Annotated in this window: 17 protein-coding genes and 1 tRNA gene; 8 read left to right on the top strand and 10 right to left on the bottom strand. The window is 67.7% G+C overall.

Features of this window, described 5'->3' with window-relative positions; translation table 11 throughout:
- Positions 1-22: 22 nt before the first annotated feature.
- Both ACQ7HM_RS08920 and ACQ7HM_RS08915 read right to left on the bottom strand, forming a co-directional pair.
- Entirely contained in the window at positions 23-1,201 is a 1,179-nt protein-coding gene (locus ACQ7HM_RS08920; RefSeq protein ID WP_434215909.1) for a fatty acid desaturase family protein, read from the bottom strand.
- Between the two features lie 14 nt (positions 1,202-1,215).
- Positions 1,216-2,313 (bottom strand): ferredoxin reductase, encoded by a 1,098-nt coding sequence (locus ACQ7HM_RS08915; RefSeq protein WP_434215908.1) that lies wholly within the window; start codon positions 2,311-2,313, stop codon positions 1,216-1,218.
- 217 nt (positions 2,314-2,530) lie between these two features.
- On the opposite strand from ACQ7HM_RS08915, the gene ACQ7HM_RS08910 reads away from it, so the two are divergent.
- Complete coding sequence (locus ACQ7HM_RS08910) at positions 2,531-3,259, top strand: TetR family transcriptional regulator (RefSeq protein ID WP_434215907.1); 729 nt, start codon at positions 2,531-2,533, stop codon at positions 3,257-3,259.
- A 42-nt stretch (positions 3,260-3,301) separates the two neighbouring features.
- The gene (locus ACQ7HM_RS08905; RefSeq protein WP_434215906.1) at positions 3,302-3,886 is read left to right on the top strand and encodes a serine/threonine protein kinase; all 585 of its coding nucleotides are present in this window, start codon (positions 3,302-3,304) and stop codon (positions 3,884-3,886) included.
- A 17-nt stretch (positions 3,887-3,903) separates the two neighbouring features.
- On the opposite strand, the gene ACQ7HM_RS08900 is transcribed toward ACQ7HM_RS08905, so the two are convergent.
- A complete protein-coding gene (locus ACQ7HM_RS08900; RefSeq protein WP_434215905.1) occupies positions 3,904-4,641 on the bottom strand; it encodes a trypsin-like serine peptidase in 738 nt (245 codons plus the stop codon).
- 144 nt (positions 4,642-4,785) lie between these two features.
- On the opposite strand from ACQ7HM_RS08900, the gene ACQ7HM_RS08895 reads away from it, so the two are divergent.
- On the top strand, positions 4,786-5,631 hold the full coding sequence (locus ACQ7HM_RS08895) for a hypothetical protein (RefSeq protein WP_434215904.1): 846 nt from the start codon (positions 4,786-4,788) through the stop codon (positions 5,629-5,631).
- Between the two features lie 12 nt (positions 5,632-5,643).
- Here ACQ7HM_RS08895 and ACQ7HM_RS08890 read toward each other — a convergent pair whose 3' ends face one another.
- From ACQ7HM_RS08890 to ACQ7HM_RS08875, 4 genes are read right to left on the bottom strand one after another with little or no spacing between them, the layout of a single operon-like run.
- Positions 5,644-6,387 (bottom strand): SIMPL domain-containing protein, encoded by a 744-nt coding sequence (locus tag ACQ7HM_RS08890; RefSeq protein ID WP_434215903.1) that lies wholly within the window; start codon positions 6,385-6,387, stop codon positions 5,644-5,646.
- Between the two features lie 60 nt (positions 6,388-6,447).
- Positions 6,448-7,542: a galactokinase gene (galK, locus tag ACQ7HM_RS08885; RefSeq protein ID WP_434215902.1), complete on the bottom strand. Its 1,095-nt coding sequence runs from the start codon at positions 7,540-7,542 to the stop codon at positions 6,448-6,450.
- Positions 7,539-8,681 carry a galactose-1-phosphate uridylyltransferase gene (galT, locus tag ACQ7HM_RS08880; protein ID WP_434215901.1) on the bottom strand — a complete coding sequence of 381 codons (1,143 nt, stop codon included), beginning with the start codon at positions 8,679-8,681 and terminating at the stop codon, positions 7,539-7,541. The genes galK and galT overlap by 4 nt, the downstream gene beginning before the upstream one ends.
- Positions 8,678-9,469 carry a DeoR/GlpR family DNA-binding transcription regulator gene (locus ACQ7HM_RS08875; protein WP_434215900.1) on the bottom strand — a complete coding sequence of 264 codons (792 nt, stop codon included), beginning with the start codon at positions 9,467-9,469 and terminating at the stop codon, positions 8,678-8,680. The genes galT and ACQ7HM_RS08875 overlap by 4 nt, the downstream gene beginning before the upstream one ends.
- A 139-nt stretch (positions 9,470-9,608) precedes the next feature.
- On the opposite strand from ACQ7HM_RS08875, the gene ACQ7HM_RS08870 reads away from it, so the two are divergent.
- The 4 genes from ACQ7HM_RS08870 to ACQ7HM_RS08855 all read left to right on the top strand — a co-directional run bounded on the left by ACQ7HM_RS08870 (position 9,609) and on the right by ACQ7HM_RS08855 (position 13,662).
- Positions 9,609-11,312: a sodium:solute symporter family protein gene (locus ACQ7HM_RS08870; protein WP_434215899.1), complete on the top strand. Its 1,704-nt coding sequence runs from the start codon at positions 9,609-9,611 to the stop codon at positions 11,310-11,312.
- A 41-nt stretch (positions 11,313-11,353) separates the two neighbouring features.
- Positions 11,354-11,698, top strand: a complete 345-nt coding sequence (locus tag ACQ7HM_RS08865) for a hypothetical protein (RefSeq protein WP_434215898.1) — start codon at positions 11,354-11,356, stop codon at positions 11,696-11,698.
- A gap of 636 nt (positions 11,699-12,334) precedes the next feature.
- Positions 12,335-13,189 (top strand): NAD(P)-dependent oxidoreductase, encoded by an 855-nt coding sequence (locus ACQ7HM_RS08860; protein ID WP_434215897.1) that lies wholly within the window; start codon positions 12,335-12,337, stop codon positions 13,187-13,189.
- A 125-nt stretch (positions 13,190-13,314) separates the two neighbouring features.
- On the top strand, positions 13,315-13,662 hold the full coding sequence (locus ACQ7HM_RS08855; protein WP_434215896.1) for a hypothetical protein: 348 nt from the start codon (positions 13,315-13,317) through the stop codon (positions 13,660-13,662).
- Between the two features lie 17 nt (positions 13,663-13,679).
- On the opposite strand, the gene ACQ7HM_RS08850 is transcribed toward ACQ7HM_RS08855, so the two are convergent.
- The 3 genes from ACQ7HM_RS08850 to ACQ7HM_RS08840 form a co-directional block, all read right to left on the bottom strand.
- Positions 13,680-15,389: a nitroreductase/quinone reductase family protein gene (locus ACQ7HM_RS08850; RefSeq protein WP_434215895.1), complete on the bottom strand. Its 1,710-nt coding sequence runs from the start codon at positions 15,387-15,389 to the stop codon at positions 13,680-13,682.
- Between the two features lie 54 nt (positions 15,390-15,443).
- Entirely contained in the window at positions 15,444-15,839 is a 396-nt protein-coding gene (locus tag ACQ7HM_RS08845; RefSeq protein ID WP_434215894.1) for a VOC family protein, read from the bottom strand.
- A gap of 53 nt (positions 15,840-15,892) precedes the next feature.
- Positions 15,893-15,966, bottom strand: a tRNA-Leu gene (locus ACQ7HM_RS08840).
- Positions 15,967-16,226: 260 nt separating this feature from the next.
- Between ACQ7HM_RS08840 and ACQ7HM_RS08835 the strand changes: the two genes are divergently transcribed.
- Positions 16,227-17,372, top strand: coding sequence for a DUF5995 family protein (locus ACQ7HM_RS08835; RefSeq protein WP_434215893.1), 1,146 nt, complete (start codon positions 16,227-16,229; stop codon positions 17,370-17,372).
- Positions 17,373-17,442 lie beyond the last annotated feature (70 nt).

Here is a 17,442-nt window from a genome sequence, read left to right as displayed (position 1 = left end):
TCGTCCCGGGGTCGTGCGCCCTTCAGGCCACGTCCTGCTTCTGTCGATCGACCTTAACACTGAACTCGACGTCGTCGGAGACCATCGAATTGGGCAGCGACAGCTTTGCGATCTTCTTCCAGGTCGAACCGATCTGGTGGCTGAAAGAGCCTGTGTTGTACGGCAATCCGTACTTCTCGCAGATCGCCTGGACCTCGGGCGCCATCTCCGGGTAGCGGTTGGCGGGGATGTCGGGGAACAGGTGGTGCTCGATCTGGTGCGAGAGGTTGCCGCTCATGATGTGGAAGAGCGGGCTACCGGTGATGTTGGCCGACCCGAGCATCTGTCGCAGATACCACTGGCCCTTCGTCTCGTTCTCGCATTCCTCGGGGGTGAACGTCTGCACGCCCGACGGGAAGTGCCCGCAGAAGATGATCGAGAACGTCCACAGGTTGCGGATGAGGTTCGCGCTCACGTTGCCCGCCAGGGTGAGGGGGAACAGCGGGCCGGTGAGCGCCGGGTAGACCACGTAGTCCTTGAGGACCTGCTTGCCGGCCTTGCGCCACATGCCCTTGACGAGACCCTTGATGTCGGTCCATTTGCGCTTGCCGGCCACGATGTTCTCGACCTCGAGGTCGTGGAGCATGACGCCCCACTCGAAGCCGACCATCAGCGCGGTCGCGTAGGCGAGGTTGCCGAGGTAGTACGGGTTCCACTTCTGGTCACGGTCCATGCGCAGGATGCCGTAGCCGATGTCGCGGTCCTCACCGACGATGTTGGTGAAGGTGTGGTGCATGTAGTTGTGGCTGTGCCGCCACTGGTCCGACGGGCACACGGTGTCCCACTCGAACTCGCGGGAGTTCAGCGACGGCTCACGCATCCAGTCGTACTGGCCGTGCATGACGTTGTGGCCGATCTCCATGTTGTCGAGGATCTTCGACACGCTCAGCGCCGCGACACCGGCGATCCAGGCCGGCGGGAACCACCCGAGGTAGGCCAGTCCGCGACCGGCGACCTCGAACCCGCGCTGCGCCTTGATGATCTTGTAGATGTACTCGCGGTCGCGCTCGCCGAGATCGGCGACGATGCGCGCACGCAGCTCGTCGAGGTCGCGGCCGAGTTCCTCGACCTCCTCGTAGCTCAGGACGAGCTGATTCGGATCGGTCGCGTCGGTGTCGGTGCGCTCGTTCTCGACGGTGGTGGGCAGTTGCATGATCGTCATGATGGTGTCCTCTCTCAGATGTCGATCTCGACGTCGCCGACCGGCGCGGAGATACAGAGTTGGATGTGCTTGTCGGACTCGGTGTCGGTCTCGCCGGTGAGCACGTTGCGCGTGCATCCCGACTTCTTCGGTGCGGTGCACGAGAAGCAGATCCCCATGCGGCAACCGAACTCTGGGGTCAACCCGGCGGCTTCGGCCTGTTCGAGAATGGTGCGACCGTCGTTGTCGGCCTCGGTCCTCGACGAGGCGAAGCGCAGGGTGCCGCTCACCGGCTCGTCGGGATCGGGCGCGAAGGATCCCGGCGCGGTGAACGCCTCGCTGTGTACCCGATCGCCCAGGCCGCGGGCGTCGAAGAACTCGCGCACCGCGTCCATGAGTCCCGCGGGGCCACAGACGAACACCTCGGCGTCGGCGAGGTCGGGTATCAGATCCGTCAGGTGCTCGTCGCTGACGTGACCGCTGTGGCGGGCGCCGTCGACGGACTCGCGGGTGTGGATGGTGTGCACGGTCACGGTGTCGTGCAGGCGGTCGAGATCGATCAACTCGTCGGCGTACGCGACGTCCTCGGGCGTGGCGGCGTAGTGGATGAACGTCATCCGGCCGGAGTGACGCTCGGCGACGAGTGTGCGCAACATCGAGAGAACAGGTGTGACCCCACTTCCGCCACTGATGAACACCGCGTTGCGGGGCCGCTGCTCGGGGAGCACGAAGTCGCCGGTGGCGGGGGTGAGGCCGACGACGTCCCCCACCTTCGCGTGATCGCGCAGGTGCTTGGACACGAAGCCGTCGTCGTGGGCGGTGATCGTGAGCTCCACCCGGCCCTCGCGTCCGCTCTCGGCGTTGGCCGGCGAGAAGCAGCGGGTGTGGCGCACGCCGTTGATGACGGTGCTCAGCTGGATGTACTGACCTGCGCGGAAGCCGGTCCACTGGCGCGTGGGCGCCAGCACGAGGGTGACGGCACGCGGCGTGGGTCGGCGGACCTCGACGACCTTCGCGCGGAGATCGCTCCACGTGATCATCGGGTCGACCAGCTCGAGATATCGGTCGACGGGGTGGGGTGCGAGTGCGGCCTCGATCACGGAGCCGAACAGTGCGGGGAAGCGTTCGAACATCGGTGCCTCCAAAAGGGTGGAAGAGTGTGGGGTACAGCGGCGGGCCGAGCACTTTCGGTGAACACTTGTACACCGATAGTGTGCCACCTCGAGGTGGGCGGCGGTCAAGGGCGGGGGTTGGTCGGGGCTGTCACACACGGTCGGCGCCTGTGACGCACTTCACTGTCGTGGGCCACGTCCGACGTCAGGACGGGGTGCTTCTGCCTAGACTTGTCAGGTGCCGCGCCCCGTAGATGACCTCTCGACGCGGACGTCGCGGAGCTCGCGGACGTCCGGTGCGTCACGGTCGTCGGGTCGCCCGGCTGCGGTCGACGCCACCGAGAGCCGCTCGGCACGAAAGAGCAGAACGCGATCGGCCTTGCTCGACGAGACCCTCGCCCTCGTCGTCGATCGCAGCTTCGCGAGTCTGAGCCTGCGCGAGGTCGCAAAGGCCGCGGGCATCGTGCCCACCGCCTTCTATCGCCACTTCGCCTCCATGGAGGACCTCGGTGTGACGCTGGTCGAGGACTCGATGCGCGTGCTGCGGACCATGTTGCGCGACGGTCGACGTGACCTCGCCGCCCGCGACGCCGTGCCCACGGCCCAGAGCTCGCTCGCGATCGTCGTCGGACAGGTTCGCGAGAACGAGGCCCAGTTCCGCTTCCTCGTCCGCGAACAGCACGGCGGGGTCGCCGAGATCCGACGCGCGATCGACACCGAACTCCGACTGTTCGTCAAGGAACTCGCGATCGATCTCTCCCGCATTCCCGAGATGGCCCGCTGGGGTGCCGAGGATCTCGAACTCGCGGCCGATCTGATCGTCACCGTCATTCTCCAGGCGGTCGGGGAACTGCTCGACGCGAACCGGCGTGATCCGACCGGCGATCGCGAACTGTTCGAGCGCACGCGGCGCAAGCTCATCATGGTCATCCTCGGCATGCGTTCCTGGCGCACCGAAGGGAACTGACGCGCCGCGGCCGGCAGGCTGATCCCCTTAGGATCAGCAATCATGACCGACGACGTGCCCGAGCCGCCCAGGCGTCCCAACCCGTCTCGCGGTGCGCTCGTCCTGGTCGCGATTCTCGCCGTCGCCTTCGTGATCGGTCTCGCGGCGGTCATCGGGTACGTCGTGCTCGGACGTTCGAGCACGTCGGGGACGTTCCCCACCGGCGCACCCGCCACCTCGGTCACCACCACCGCGGTGTCGGACGGGTCCTCGCAGACGACGTCACCGGCGACGTCGTCATCGCCGTCGGCTTCGTCGCCATCGAGATCCCCGCGGTCGAGCTCCTCGCCGTCGCGCGCACCGGTCGCCACGGCGGCGGGGGCGCCACAGGGATCGACGCCCTGTCCCATCCGCCACCCCCGCACCGGTCTGTACCGGGCGTCCTCGGTGGGGAGCGCGGCGACCAGCTGCGGTTTCGCCGAGGAGGTGCGAATCGCCTACGCCCGCAGCGGCCGGCCCGGGCAGCTGCCGCGCGCCGTCGCCGCGACCAGTCCCGAGACCGGGGAGACCATCGAGATGATGTGCGCCGCAGAGGGACCCACGGTTACCTGCACCGGCGGCGACGACGCGGTCGTCTACCTCTACTGAGTTCCGATCGGTGCGCGTCAGCAGTCGTTCGGCACGGTCGAGGGCGGGGTGTCGCCCGGCCCCTTGCGTTCCGCACGGGCGATGAGGGCGGGCAGGCCGTCGGTGAGTATCGGCGAGTGCGAGATGAAGCTGACGCACCCGCCCTGGTGGAAACCGCCGACGATCCCGATGACGGATCGCTTCACCAGCCAGGGCGAACCGCTGGTCCCGTCCACGAGGCCGCGGCAGGTGATGGTCGGGGCACCGCGTGCGATGCGGGTCGATCCTCGACACCCGACCGGTGAATCGCCGCTGCCTGCGCCGTACCCGATGACCCGCACCCCGACCCCCGCACGAAACGGTGCGAGGGAATAGCCACGGCCGGTGGTGGCCTCGAGTGAGCGGCGGTGCTTCCCGGGTGGCGGGGCGACACGCAGTATCGCGAAATCGTGGTTGTCGTCCTGGCCGGAGATCCACGCCGGGTCGAGGTAGACGGCGGTGACCGACCAGGCCCCGAACGGTTCTCGGCCCGCGGCGTACCCCGGGACCACGTGCAGCGGTGCGGTGATCGCCGAGACGCAGTGGGCGGCGGTGAGCATGAGATCACCGGTGGTGGAGTGGATCGACTCCGCGGTGCAGGTGTGTCGGTCCGTGTCGCCGACGAACACCGCCGCGATACGTCGGTTGGGGGCGAGATCGGTCGAGGTCGATGTGACCGAACCACCGACGAGGAGCGCGACGACGATGATCGCCACGGCAATCACGAGGCGTCGCATCCCGTCATCGTAGAGACTTCGCGGCCCCTTCCGAGGGGGGCGGCGCACGGTGACCGAGTTGTCGGTTACGAGGTGGACGGACGGTGAACACCGGGTCGTCGCGCGAGTGCCTGTCGTTCATGAGGGTGGCTTATGGTCTCGGCCATGATCCGTCACCGACTGCGCGTACTGCTCGTCTCCGCGTCTTTGGCCGTCTCGCTCGGGACAGCCACCGCGACCGCTCATGCGGATGCGAATGCCGTTCCCGACTATGAGGTGAAGCTCGACTTCCTCGCCTCCGCGATCGACGGTTCGGGTGTACCGACGTCGGCGGTGCGGTCTGCGTTCGGCCTGTCGGCGACCGCCTCGACGCGGTCGTACGAGTACTTCGACACCGCGTCACGCGCCTTGAAGGGCCAGGGATGGAGTGTGCGGCTGCGCCACAAGAGCGGCAAGGATCTGGAATTGAACTACAAGAAGCGCTTCGATGTCACCGGCGGCGACGTGGACGCCGCGCTGACGACGGCGAACTCGGCCGGCTTCGATTCCTCCGACACGAACTACGACGCGCAGGTCGACTGGGGATACGCCCAGCAGGAACTCAGCTTCAGCAACGACAAGTCGTCGAGTGCATCGAAGTACTCCGGTACGACGTTGCCGGCCGAGTCCACCGCGCGATCGCTTCTCGTGTCGAACATCCCGGGCAAGCTCGACGACTGGAGCGCGAAGAACTGGGGAACCGACCGGCTCTCGGAGTCCTCGGCCCACGGTCCGGTGACGACGAAGGTCTACAGCGGATCGTGGCAGGGCACCGAACCCGCCATCGAGGTACTGACCGTGCCCGCGGCGTCGGGGTCGGGAACGCAGACGGTGATCGAGTTCTCGTTCACCGTCGACACGCGGTCGCAGGCGTCGAGCCTACGGTCGCAGGCCATCTCGATCGCCGACGGCAAAGGATGGCTCTACCACGGCGACATCCTCAAGACCGATCTGATCCTCGACCGGCTCTGACCGGACCCGTGGTCAGTTCAGCGCCCATCTCACGCTCACCGAGACGCTGACCGTCTGCTGGCCGGGCTCGATGGGCACGGCGAGGCTCTGGGCGCTGCGGGCGGCGTCGGAGCTCGGCGGCTGCTCCTGACCGCTGACGTTCTCGCTGATCGACAGGACCTTCCCCAGGTCGCTGCCGGACAGCTTCGCGTACTCCTCGGCGCGCTTCCTCGCATCGGCGAACGCGCGGGACCTGGCGTCGGACAACAGCTTCGAGTTGTCGTCGACCCGGAACGACACCCCCGACAGGCGCGCGGCGTCGCCACCCGCCGAAACCGCGTCGCCGAGGACCGTCGACGCCTTCGACAGGTCGCGGACCGTGACGCGCAGGGTGTTGGTGGCCTGATAACCCGAGATGGTGTTCGTCCCGCCGGGGAGGGCGCCGGAGTACTGCGGGGTGATCGACACCTGCTGGGTCTGGACATCGGACCGCGCGACCCCTGCCGACACCACGGCATTCGTCACGGTGGTGATCGCCGCGTTCGACGCCTCGATCGCGGCGGTGACGTCGCCGGCCTGCGTCTCGACCCCGATCTGCGCGGTCAGCGTGTCGGGGGCACCCTCCACCTCGCCGACGCCGCTCACGCTGACCGCGGGCGGGCCGTCGCTCGACGAGGTGGATGCGGGCGAATCGCTGCCGCAGGCCGCGACCGCGGAGAGAGTCGTCAGGACGGCGGCGGCACCGAGCGCGCGCAGCGCCCATCGTTGTCGTGTCACCCGGTCAGTGTCCCCGACCGCCGGTGGGGCGGGCGTGAATTCGCGCGAATCGACCGTCGATCAGCTCAGCTGATCGACCGAGGCTCCCCGCCCGGCGCGCGCGGTGAACGCGGTCGGGTCAGGTCCGCCTGCCTCCCGCGCGGCGGCCACCACCGACGCGACCACGGTGTCGACGCGCGCCGTGTCCACGAGAGCGATCACGCAGCCCCCGAAACCACCACCGGTCATACGGGCGCCGAGGGCACCTGCCGACCGGGCGGTCGCCGCGATCAGATCGATTCCGGGCGTGGTGATCTCGAAGTCGTCGCGCATGGAGGCGTGGGAGGCGTCCATCACCGCGCCGACCGTGGCGAGGTCGCCGTCGAGCAGTGCGGCGCACGCCTGCAGGACGCGGGTGTTCTCGGAGAGCACGTGACGTGCCCGCCGTCGGTCGACCTCGTCGCGCACCGCGGCCAGCACGTCGTCGGGGTGTCCCGGGGCCACCGCACGCAGGTTCGGCAGTCCGAGATCAGCGGCGGCCCGCTCGCACGACCGACGACGTGCCGCGTACTCGCCGCCGGCATGGCCGTGGGTGATGTGGGAATCGATGACGACGAGGGTCACGCCCGCGGTCGTCGGGTCGAAGGGGACCGGATCCACGCTCAACGAGTCGAAGTCGATCAGCAACGCACGGTCCACCTGTCCGTGCAATGACGCCAGTTGATCGAGCAACCCGGTCGGTGCGCCGACGAAGTCGTTCTCCGCGCGCTGGGCGATGCGCGCCCAGGTGAGTCGATCGGGCACCCCGGTGGCCGCGGTGAACGCTCCGATGAGTGAACACTGCAGCGCCGCCGACGAACTGAGTCCCGCACCCACGGGGACGTCGCTGGTGATGTGCAGGCGTCCGCCGGCCACCGGTCGCCCCTCGACCCCCAGCGACCACGCGACGCCCGCGACGTAGGCCGCCCACCCGTCGACCTCGCCCGGCGCCGCCCGGACGGGAATCGTCAACTGCCCGTATCCGTCGGCCTCGACGACGAGGTCGCCGGTGGTCTCGGCCACGTAGTGGATCTCGGTGCGCGCGGTCAGAGCGATGGGGAGCGCGAAACCCTGGTTGTAGTCGGTGTGTTCGCCGAGCAGGTTCACCCGTCCGGGCGCCGACGCGACGACGGTCATGCGTCGGCCTCGCCGATCACGTCGCGCAGGCGGTGCGCCACCGATTCGGGGGTCACGTCGGTGATGAACGCGTCCATCGCCGATTCCGACCCGGCGAGGAACTTTAACTTCGTGGCCGAGCGCCGCACCGACATCAACTCGATGTGCAGGTAGCCCTCGGCCTGCGCCGGATCCGACGAGTACTGGTGCACCGCGGCGATGTAGGGCAGGGGAGTCGGGTAGAGGGCGTCGAAGGTGCGGAGGATCTGCAGGTAGGTGTCGGTGAGGGCGTCGAGTTCGGCGTCGTCGAGTTCGGTGAGGTCGCGAACGCGGCGGTGTGGGTAGATGTGCACCTCCACCGGCCAGCGGGCGGCGAACGGCACGAAGGCGGTCATGTGCTCCGACCGCGAGACGATGCGGGCCCCGTCGGAGATCTCGGAGGCGAGGATGTCCTCGAACAGGTTGCGGCCGTGCGTGGTTCGATGGTGTGCGGCCTGGTCGAGCATCGATCGAGTGCGCGGCGTCAGGTACGGGTAGGCGTAGATCTGACCGTGCGGGTGGGTCAGCGTGACGCCGATGTCCTCACCACGGTTCTCGAAGCAGAACACCTCGGCCACACCCGGGGCCGCGGACAGGGCCGCGGTCCGGCTCCGCCAGGCATCGACCACGAGTCGTGCGTGCGCGTGGTCGAGCGATGCGAACGATGCCTGGTGGTCGCTGGAAAAGCAGATCACCTCGCACCGTCCGTGTCCCACCGCGGCCACGGTCGACGCGGTCGTCTCGGCGGGCAGCGCGAAGGTCGAATCGGGCTGCGCGCCGGACAGATCCGCACCGGACAGACTGGGGAATCGGTTCTCGAAGACCGCGACGTCGTAGTCGTGGGCCGGGACCTCGCTGTCGGTCCCGGTCGGTGAGGGACACAGCGGGCACTGGTCGGCGGGCGGCTTGTAGGTGCGGTCCTGGCGCAGGGCGGCGATCGCGACCCAGTGGCCGGTGGCCCGGTCGTAGCGGATCTCCGACGCCAGCTCGTGGCGCGCAGGGAGTGGCCGCAGATCGGGGACGGGCCGGGGGTCGTGTCCCGGGAGGCTGAAGAACACCACCTCGCGCCCGTCGGCGAGGTGGGTGACGACGTCGGCCGATCGGATCGCGATGTCGCTCATGAGTCCTCCCGCGCGTCGGCCACGCGGACGTCATCGATGACGTCGGCGAGATCGCCGCGTGCGGCCGCGGGCAACCCGTCGTCGACGACGAGGGTGTCGACGCGGTCGAGTGTGGCGATCACGTGGGCGCCCACCTCCTGGTACTTGGTGTGGTCGGCGACCACCACGAGGCGGTGACCGATGTCGACGAGACGCCGATTCGTCTGTGCCTCGGCCATGTTGGGTGTCGTGAGGCCGGCGTCGCGGTCGAGTCCGTGCACGCCCAGGATGCTGAGATCCACCCGGAACGCGGCCAGTGCAGCGTCGGCGATCGGGCCGACCAGGGCGTTCGACGGGGTGCGGGACCCGCCCGTGAGGTAGACCTCGGGCCCGTGTCCCGGACGGGTGTGGGGGTCGGTCAGTTCCTGGAACACCGAGATCGAGTTGGTGACCACGGTGATCGATGAGCGTTCGTGCAGTCGACGTGCCACCTCGAGTGTCGTGGTGCCGGCGCTGATCGCGAGCGTCATGCCGTCGTCGATCACGTCCATCGTCGCGGCAGCGATCGCTTCCTTCTCGCTGCGCTGTTGTGCCGCTTTGGTTTCCGACCATGGCTCGTCGCCGCGGTTGGTGCGGGCGACCGCGCCCCCGTGCACCTTGTGCAGCGCGGCGCCGCTCTCGAGGGCGTCGAGGTCGCGTCGCACGGTCATCTCCGACACGCCGAGTTCGTCGGCGAGGACACTCACCCGCACGGTGCCCTCGCGTTCGAGCACGTCGAGGATCCGTCGACGTCGCTGCGCTGCGAGCATCCGGTCTCCCTCGGTCGGCGTGAGACCCGAACAGTATCAAACATCTACCGTGTTGCTATTTGTTTGTAAATGTGTGAGGTTGTTGGGCGAAGTGACCTGGCTCACGTAGCCGGTGTTCGTGCATCGAAGGAGCTGTCGAATGAACGTCGCCTCGGATTCCGTGCTCCGGCTCAACGCCGGCGCAGTGGATTACGTGCTGATCGCGCTGTATTTCGTGTTCGTCCTCGGGATCGGGTACATGGCGCGCAGCCAGATCTCCTCGAGTCTGGACTTCTTCCTCTCGGGGCGGCGGTTGCCCGCGTGGGTCACCGGGATCGCTTTCGTCTCCGCCAATCTCGGCGCGGTGGAGATCATGGGCATGTCGGCCAACGGCGCCCAGATCGGTCTGGCGACCATGCACTACTACTGGATCGGCGCGATTCCCGCGATGCTGTTCCTCGGCGTCGTGATGATGCCCTTCTACTACGGCTCGAAGGTGCGCAGCGTCCCGGAGTTCATGCGGCGGCGCTTTGGCACCGGCGCGCACCTGGTCAACGCGATCAGCTTCGCCGTCGCCCAGGTCCTCATCGCGGGTGTCAACCTCTACCTGCTCGCGACCATCGTCAACGTCATCCTCGGCTGGAGCCAGTGGGTGTCGCTGATCGTCGCGGCCGCGATCGTGTTGACCTACACCGCGCTCGGCGGCCTCTCGGCGGCGATCTACAACGAGGTGCTGCAGTTCTTCGTCATCCTCGCCGCGCTGGTCCCGCTCACCGTGTTCGGTCTCATCAAGGTCGGCGGGTGGAACGGACTCAAGGAGAAGATCGTCGACACCACCACCGACGGCAAGGTGACCGCCAGCATCGGCGAGCAGATGTCGTCGTGGCCCGGTAATGCGTTGAGTGGCTTCGACAGTCCCGTGTGGTCGGTCATCGGCATCGTCTTCGGCCTGGGCTTCGTGCTCTCGTTCGGCTACTGGACCACCAACTTCGTCGAGGTGCAGCGGGCGATGGCGTCGAACTCGATGTCGGCGTCGCGTCGCGCACCGATCATCGGCGCCATCCCGAAGATGTTCATCCCCTTCGTGGTGGTGATCCCCGGCATGATCTGTGCCGCGGTCATCGGGGACATGATCTCGCTCAAGAGCGGCCCCAACGCAGCCGATGTGACCTACAACGACGCGATGCTGCTGATGATCCGCGACATCCTGCCCAACGGTCTGTTGGGTGTGGCCGTCGCCGGTCTGCTCGCCTCGTTCATGGCCGGCATGGCAGCGAACATCTCGGCCTTCAACACCGTGTTCAGCTACGACATCTGGCAGCAGTACATCGTCAAGAACAAGCCCGACGGCTACTACATCACCGTGGGCCGTCTGGCGACCGTAGGTGCGACGGTGCTCGCCATCTTCACCGCGCTCATCGCATCGGGCTACTCCAACCTGATGGATTACCTGCAGACGCTGTTCGGGTTCTTCAACGCCCCGCTGTTCGCGACGTTCCTGCTGGGCATGTTCTGGAAGAGGATGACCCCGACCGCGGGATGGATGGGTCTGGTGGCCGGAACGCTCTCGGCGGTGTTCGTCTTCGTGCTGTCGGAGACCGGTGTCATCGACCTGCCCGGCCAGGGCATGCCGTTCGTGGCCGCATCAGCGGCGTTCGTGGTCGACATCGTGGTGAGCGTCGTGGTGAGCTCGATGACCGCCGCGAAGCCGGTGAAGGAACTCGTCGGGTTGGTGTACTCGGAGACCCCCGCGTCCCACTTCACCGACCCGGCCGATGCCGGCGACCCGTGGTTCAAGCGACCGGTCCCGTTGGCGGGTATCGCACTGGTGATGGTCGTCGCCCTCAACATCGCCTTCCACTGACCTCGACCGGCGTCTCGACACTCACGAAGGAGAAGCGCTCCATGATCACCACGCAACCCCATCCGAGCACCAGCCGGAAGATGCGAATCCTCGCCCGGCTGTTCGACATCCGCATGATCATCGCCCTGCTGATCGGCATCTACGGCATCGTGCTGGTCGTCGCCGGCATCATTCCCGACGTCCTCGGGGTGCAGTCGCACCAACCCGGCGACGCCAACACCGTCGACCTCGAGGCCGGCACCCGGGCGAACCTGTGGGTCGGTCTCATCATGGTCGCCGTCGCCGCGATCTTCGCCGTGTGGGCCATGGCGCGGCCGCTGCCGGTCGATGAGAAGCCTGCCGACGTCGCCACGGACGGCCCGGCGTCGGATCACACCGTGAACTGAAGGCCCGCCGACTCGACCGACGGGGACGTCATCCCGCGGCGACATCGCGATGACGGCACGCATGCCTCGACGGCTCCACCAGGGCGCGGTGCAGCGACCCGGTTGCGCGGTCTCCATGAGCGCGATCGGTGTCGCGACACTCCACCCGACGCGGAGTGCGAGAACGACGATCGTCCACGGGATCCCGATGCCGAGTGCCGGGACGAATCCGCTGTCGGGAAGTCGCTGATCGGCGTAGTCGGGGTTGAACAGCGCCATCGTGAGCAGCCCCTCCTCGACGATCGCGAAGGCCAAGCCCAGCAGCAGGACGGACCGCCAGCCCAGCCCGCGCCGTCGGACGACCTCGCGGATCAGCAGAGCGCCCCCGCCGTACCAGAGGCTCAGGGGGATCAGCAGGTGGGAGCATGACGATGGGGAAGTCACCGCGAAAGAACTCGGCGATCAACGGTGCGAGGAAGTACAGACCCACGGCGGGGCTGTGGAACGGCGATCGAAGGAAGTTTCTCATGCTCACCACCGTTGCTTCTGCAGGTACGACGGACCAGTGACAGGTGTCGTGGTTCGACACGTGCAGTTGTCACGGCTCCACCAGCACTCGACGGTTCACACGAAGCGATACACGACGGAGGGACGCGCATGACCACGGTTGCACTGCTCGGTACAGGCTTGATGGGGGCGGGGATGGCCCGCAGCATGCTCCGGCACGGACTCGACGTCGTCGTGTGGAACCGCAGCTCGGAGAAGGCGGCACCGCTGGCCGATGTCGGGGCACGTGTCGCCGACGACCCCGCTTCGGCCGTGCGCGACGCCGACATCGTGGTCACGATGCTCTTCGACGCCGACTCGGTGGCCGAGATCGCCGAGCAGGTCCTGCCGGAGTTCGGCGAGGGCGTCCCCTGGGTACAGACGTCGACCGTGGGACTCGACGGCACGCGACGTCTCTCCGCGCTGGCCGACGAGCACGGGGTGACCTTCGTCGACGCGCCTGTGCTCGGGACCCGCAAGCCCGCCGAGAACGGTGCGCTGACCGTGCTCGCCGGCGGACCGGAAGACATCCGCGACACGGTGAAACCCGTGTTCGACGCGATCGGGGCCAAGACCGTGTGGGTGGGTACCGAGCCCGGCGACGGCCACCGGCTCAAGCTGGTCGCGAACTCGTGGGTGTTGTCGGTGACCACGGCGACCGCACAGGCGGTCGGCCTCGCCCAGCACCTGGATCTCGACCCCCGTCAGTTCCTCGGATCCATCAAGGGCGGCCCCCTCGACTGTGGTTACGCACAACTCAAAGGTGAGGCGATGATCACGGGCGAGCTCGAGGCGTCGTTCGGTCTCGACGGGGCGCAGAAGGACGCCGGACTCATCGCCGACGCGATGGACGGCAACGAGATGAACTCCGAGGTCATGCGGGCAATCGGGCAGCGCTTTGCGGCGGCGTCGGACGCCGGCCACGGTGGCGACGACATGGCTGCGGTGATCCACGGATTCGAGTGAGCGGTGCCGTCGCCTGGCCGCCGTCGCGCGGAATAGGGTCCTCGGGTGAGAAGTTGGACGCTATGTTCAGTACTGGCGGATCATGCGGTTCGCCGGTCACGCACTTCGACACCCGAGGAGGAACCATGGCTTCCCGAGCAACGAGAACCGCTGGTTCTGGATCCGATGACGACGCCCAGGCGCGTCGAGCGCGCCTGACGAAGGCGGCACGATGGGGAGCGGTGGTGTGGCTGGCGTTCATGCTGGGATCCGCCGGCCTCGCACTCGGGATCGCAGGCATAGCGACGCAGCACTCGGTGCTGGCGCCGATCGCGCTGGCCCTCTGGGTGGTGCTGTACGGCGTCGCCATCTATGCGCTGCGCGCCGGCGCGCGCGCTCGCGGTGACCGCACCCTGCAGGAGCACATCGCCCGCGTCCGCCGCACGAAATACCTCCGCGAGTACTCGCATTCGGAGCCCTCGCAGGACCGCTGACCGGTCGTCGGTGCGCGTCAGTCGGTGAAGTCGATCCGCACCGAGATCGGATCGCTCTGTAGCGCACGGAATCCGGCGGCGTTGAGCGACGCCAAGATCGCGTTGCTCGAAAACGTACGCATGCGCGCGGCCACGTCGTCGTCGTGACGGAAGTGGGCCCGACCGGTCCGCCATGTGGACCCCTGCATGATGCGCACCTCCGGGTCGGCGGCGATGTTGCGTCCCCATCCCGAGCGTTCACCGTGCTGACTGATGATCCAGGCGCCGCCGTCGTCGAACGCTGCGGCGACCGGCACCCTGCGCGTCAGTCCGGTGGTACGACCGGTGGTCTCGAGTTCGGTCGCGAGATGCGTTCGGACGCCGAGCTTGCGCAACGCCAGGACGGTCGGGTTGGCGACGTAGCGGCCGACGAGTCGTTCGCGACGGAACTTGCGCAGCGCCGCCTTCTGGTCGGTTGCCACCGACACGGCACGCTTGCTGCGGAAGGCGTCGACACCGTTGCGTTTGATGGTCGTCACCGCCGTCTTGCGCAGTGGCCGTCGCGGATCGGGATCCTGATCGGCGCCCATCGCATGCAACTGATCGGTGTGCCACTGCAGATCGAGTGCGCCTTCGATCGATTTCACGCTGGGCGAGGTGCGCAGTCGTGCCGGCAGTCGGAGGGCGAGGTCGGCCGAATCGAGCACCGGCGTGCGTCCCGAGATCACGTCGGCGGCGGCACCGGGGACCACGGCGGTCGGTCGACCGAGGCCCACGAGGTCGCAGTCACCGGTCGTCACAGCCTCGGACATCGCTGTCTCGCTGCGGAACCCGCCGGTGACGGCGATCGGCGTGGTGGGGGCCGCCGAGCGCACCGTGGCCGCGTAGTCCAGGAAGTACGCCTCGCGGGCCCGGGTGCTCGCCGACGCGGTGGTGGGCTTGCCCATCATCGCCGGTGACTCGTAACTGCCGCCGCTGATCTCGATCAGGTCGATCGACTCCCGCGACAGCATCTCGACCACCGCGCGCGACTCGTCCTCGGTGAACCCGCCACGCTGGAAGTCCGCGGAGTTGAGCTTCACGCCCACGGCGAATCCGGGAGCCACGGCCGCGCGGACCGCACGGACCACCTCGATCAGGAAACGAGCTCGGTGGTCGATGTCGCCACCCCATGCGTCGGTACGCAGGTTCGACAGCGGGGAGAGGAACTGCGATACGAGATATCCGTGCGCGGCGTGGATCTGGACGCCGTCGAAGCCGCACTCCTCGGCCACCACGGCCGCGGTCGCGAAACGGGTGATGATGTCGCGGATCTCGGTGTCGGTGAGCTCCCGCGGTGCCGGGATGCCGGGGATGGTGACGCCCACCGCGGACGGGGCGACGGTGCGGCCGTCGGTGGTGATCGGGTTGCCCTGTCGCCCGGGGTGATTGAGCTGCATCCAGATCGGTGAGCCACCGTCCTTGGCGGTCTTGGCCCAGCGGGTCAGTGCATCGGCGTCGCGATCGTCCTCGATCACGACGTTGCCGGGCTCGCCGAGGAAGCGTCGATCGACCATCACGTTGCCGGTGACGAGCAGTCCGTAGCCGCCCGCACCCCAGCGCGCGTAGAGGCGCTCGAGTCGGTCGTCGGGGGAGTGCTCCTCGGTACCGAGGCCCTCGCTGAGCGCCGACTTCATGATCCGGTTCGGCAACACCTGCCCGCAGGGCAGGGTCAGAGGGCTCGAGAGCGACACGGTGCTGGATGTCATGGCGACGACGCTAATACACCGATCGGTATAGCGCAACGTCCGTTGTCGAGATGATCAGTAGGCGTCGCCGGTCCGCCAGGCCATCTCCTGCAGGGTGAGTGAGTTCCCGTCGGGGTCGGCGAAGCCGGCGTAGCGCACACCTCCGCCGACGTCGGAGACCTCACCGATCTCGACGCCGCGGTCGGCGAGTTCGGCCCGGGCGGAATCGATGTCGGCGACCACCAGATGCAACGCCTTGACCGAGCCGGGCGCCATCTCGTCGTACGCCCCGAGTCCGGATCCGAAGCCGAGGGAACAGGCCGACCCCGGCGGGGTCACCTGCACCACCCGCACACCGTCCATCGGGGCCACGTCGACGTCGAGTGAACACCCCAGGGTGTCGACGTAGAAGGCCTTGGCCCGGTCGACATCGGACACCGGCACGATCACGAGTTCCAGCTTCATCTGCATCGCGCGATCATCGCAGGTGCGTCGAGCCGATGACCGCCGATGCTCGCTCGCGGTGCCCCCAGTCGGACTCGAACCGACACTGGGCGGATTTTAAGTCCGCTGCCTCTGCCAATTGGGCTATGGGGGCCGTTGCTGTGGGTAACCACCTGTCGTCTGACACACAGCATCTCATCGGCTCTCTGCCGGAATCGCGACAGGTCGGACAGTTGCTTGTGACCTACACCGAACGATGCGAAACGGTCGACGGGTCGGGGGCCGTTGTGTCAGGGTTGACGAGTTCGTGAGCGGTCGGCCGCGGGGTTCCGACACATCTTGACTTCGTCCGTCGAGAGCGACACCATTCTCTCCACCCCTCGTACATACGAACAGTTGGAACGCTGACATCTGATGACGCGCATCGACATGGCCACCGACCTCGACTGCTCTGCGGAGCAGGCGTGGGAGCTGCTGACGGACCCCAAGCAGAAGAACACGTGGTCGCCCGTGCTCACCACCGTCGAGGATCTCGGCGGTGACGATCGGATGGACCGGCCCGGTGCCATGCGCGAGGTCAACCTCGGCACCCCGGTGTGGAACACCGTGCACGAGGTGGTCACCGTCGCCGACGAGCCGCACCGATTCGACTACGTGGTCTACAAGAGCCCCGCGCTGCTGCGGAACTACCACTGCCGCATCGACATCGACCCCAAGGACGATGGATGCGCGGTCCGGTACACCGTGGACGTCGACTTCGTGTCGAAGATCGGCGCGCTCGTCGAGCCGGGTGTGCGACGCGGACTGGAACGGTCGCTCGCGGGGCTCTCGGCCCAGTCGAAGTTGCTGCCGGCGCCCTCCGACCGCAGTCGGCCCTCGTCGCCACGACGGCCGCGCCGCTCGACGGCGATGCTGTTGCGTCCGGAGGCGGGCCGACAACTCGAGCACCAGAGGTATCTCGCGGCGGAGCTCGCCGCCGAGGGTGACCCCAAGTACTGGTTCGCCCGGATGGTCGAGCTGACGACCGAGGAGTTGCTGCGCCTGATCGACACCGAGGCGTTCGCCGAACCCGAATGGGCTCTGCGGCTGCTGTCGGCGATACACCGCCGGCACGTGTCGGTGCTGCACAGCTACCGCACCGATGGCCCGGTGCCGCCGCACTGGCGGGCGGCATGGGGTGCGTGCGACGAGATCGGTGACGGTCGTCGGTTCCATCGGATGGCGGTCGGTGTGGTGCGGGCCGCGCAGGCCCACATGAACGAGGACATGCACCGCGCCCTGGCCGAGGTGTACGACGCCCACTACCGGGACACCCGCCACTACAAGGAGTTCCGGCCCGATTACCTGCGGATGGCGCCGATGTACGGCGCCGCGCTGGACCGTCTGATCGCCGGCATGCCCGCCCCGGTGATGCCACGCCTGTTCCGGATCAGTCGCACCGTGGCCCCCGAACTGCGCGACGCCCTGCTCCGGCGCTTCTACTACGACGTCGAACGCGACCGCATGCTCGCCTTCGAACGGGGCTATCACCTCACCCGCGACGGCCTCGGGCGACGCTGACTCGTGCCCGGCGGGGCTCTCAGCCTCGGCTGCTACGTTGACGAATCGCCAACACAGAGACGATCTCGTA

The organism is Williamsia sp. MIQD14 (genome assembly GCF_051025635.1).
Taxonomy (GTDB): Bacteria; Actinomycetota; Actinomycetes; order Mycobacteriales; family Mycobacteriaceae; genus Williamsia_A.
Note: the sequence above shows the minus strand (reverse complement) of the source record. Positions and strands in the feature narration are given on the sequence as shown.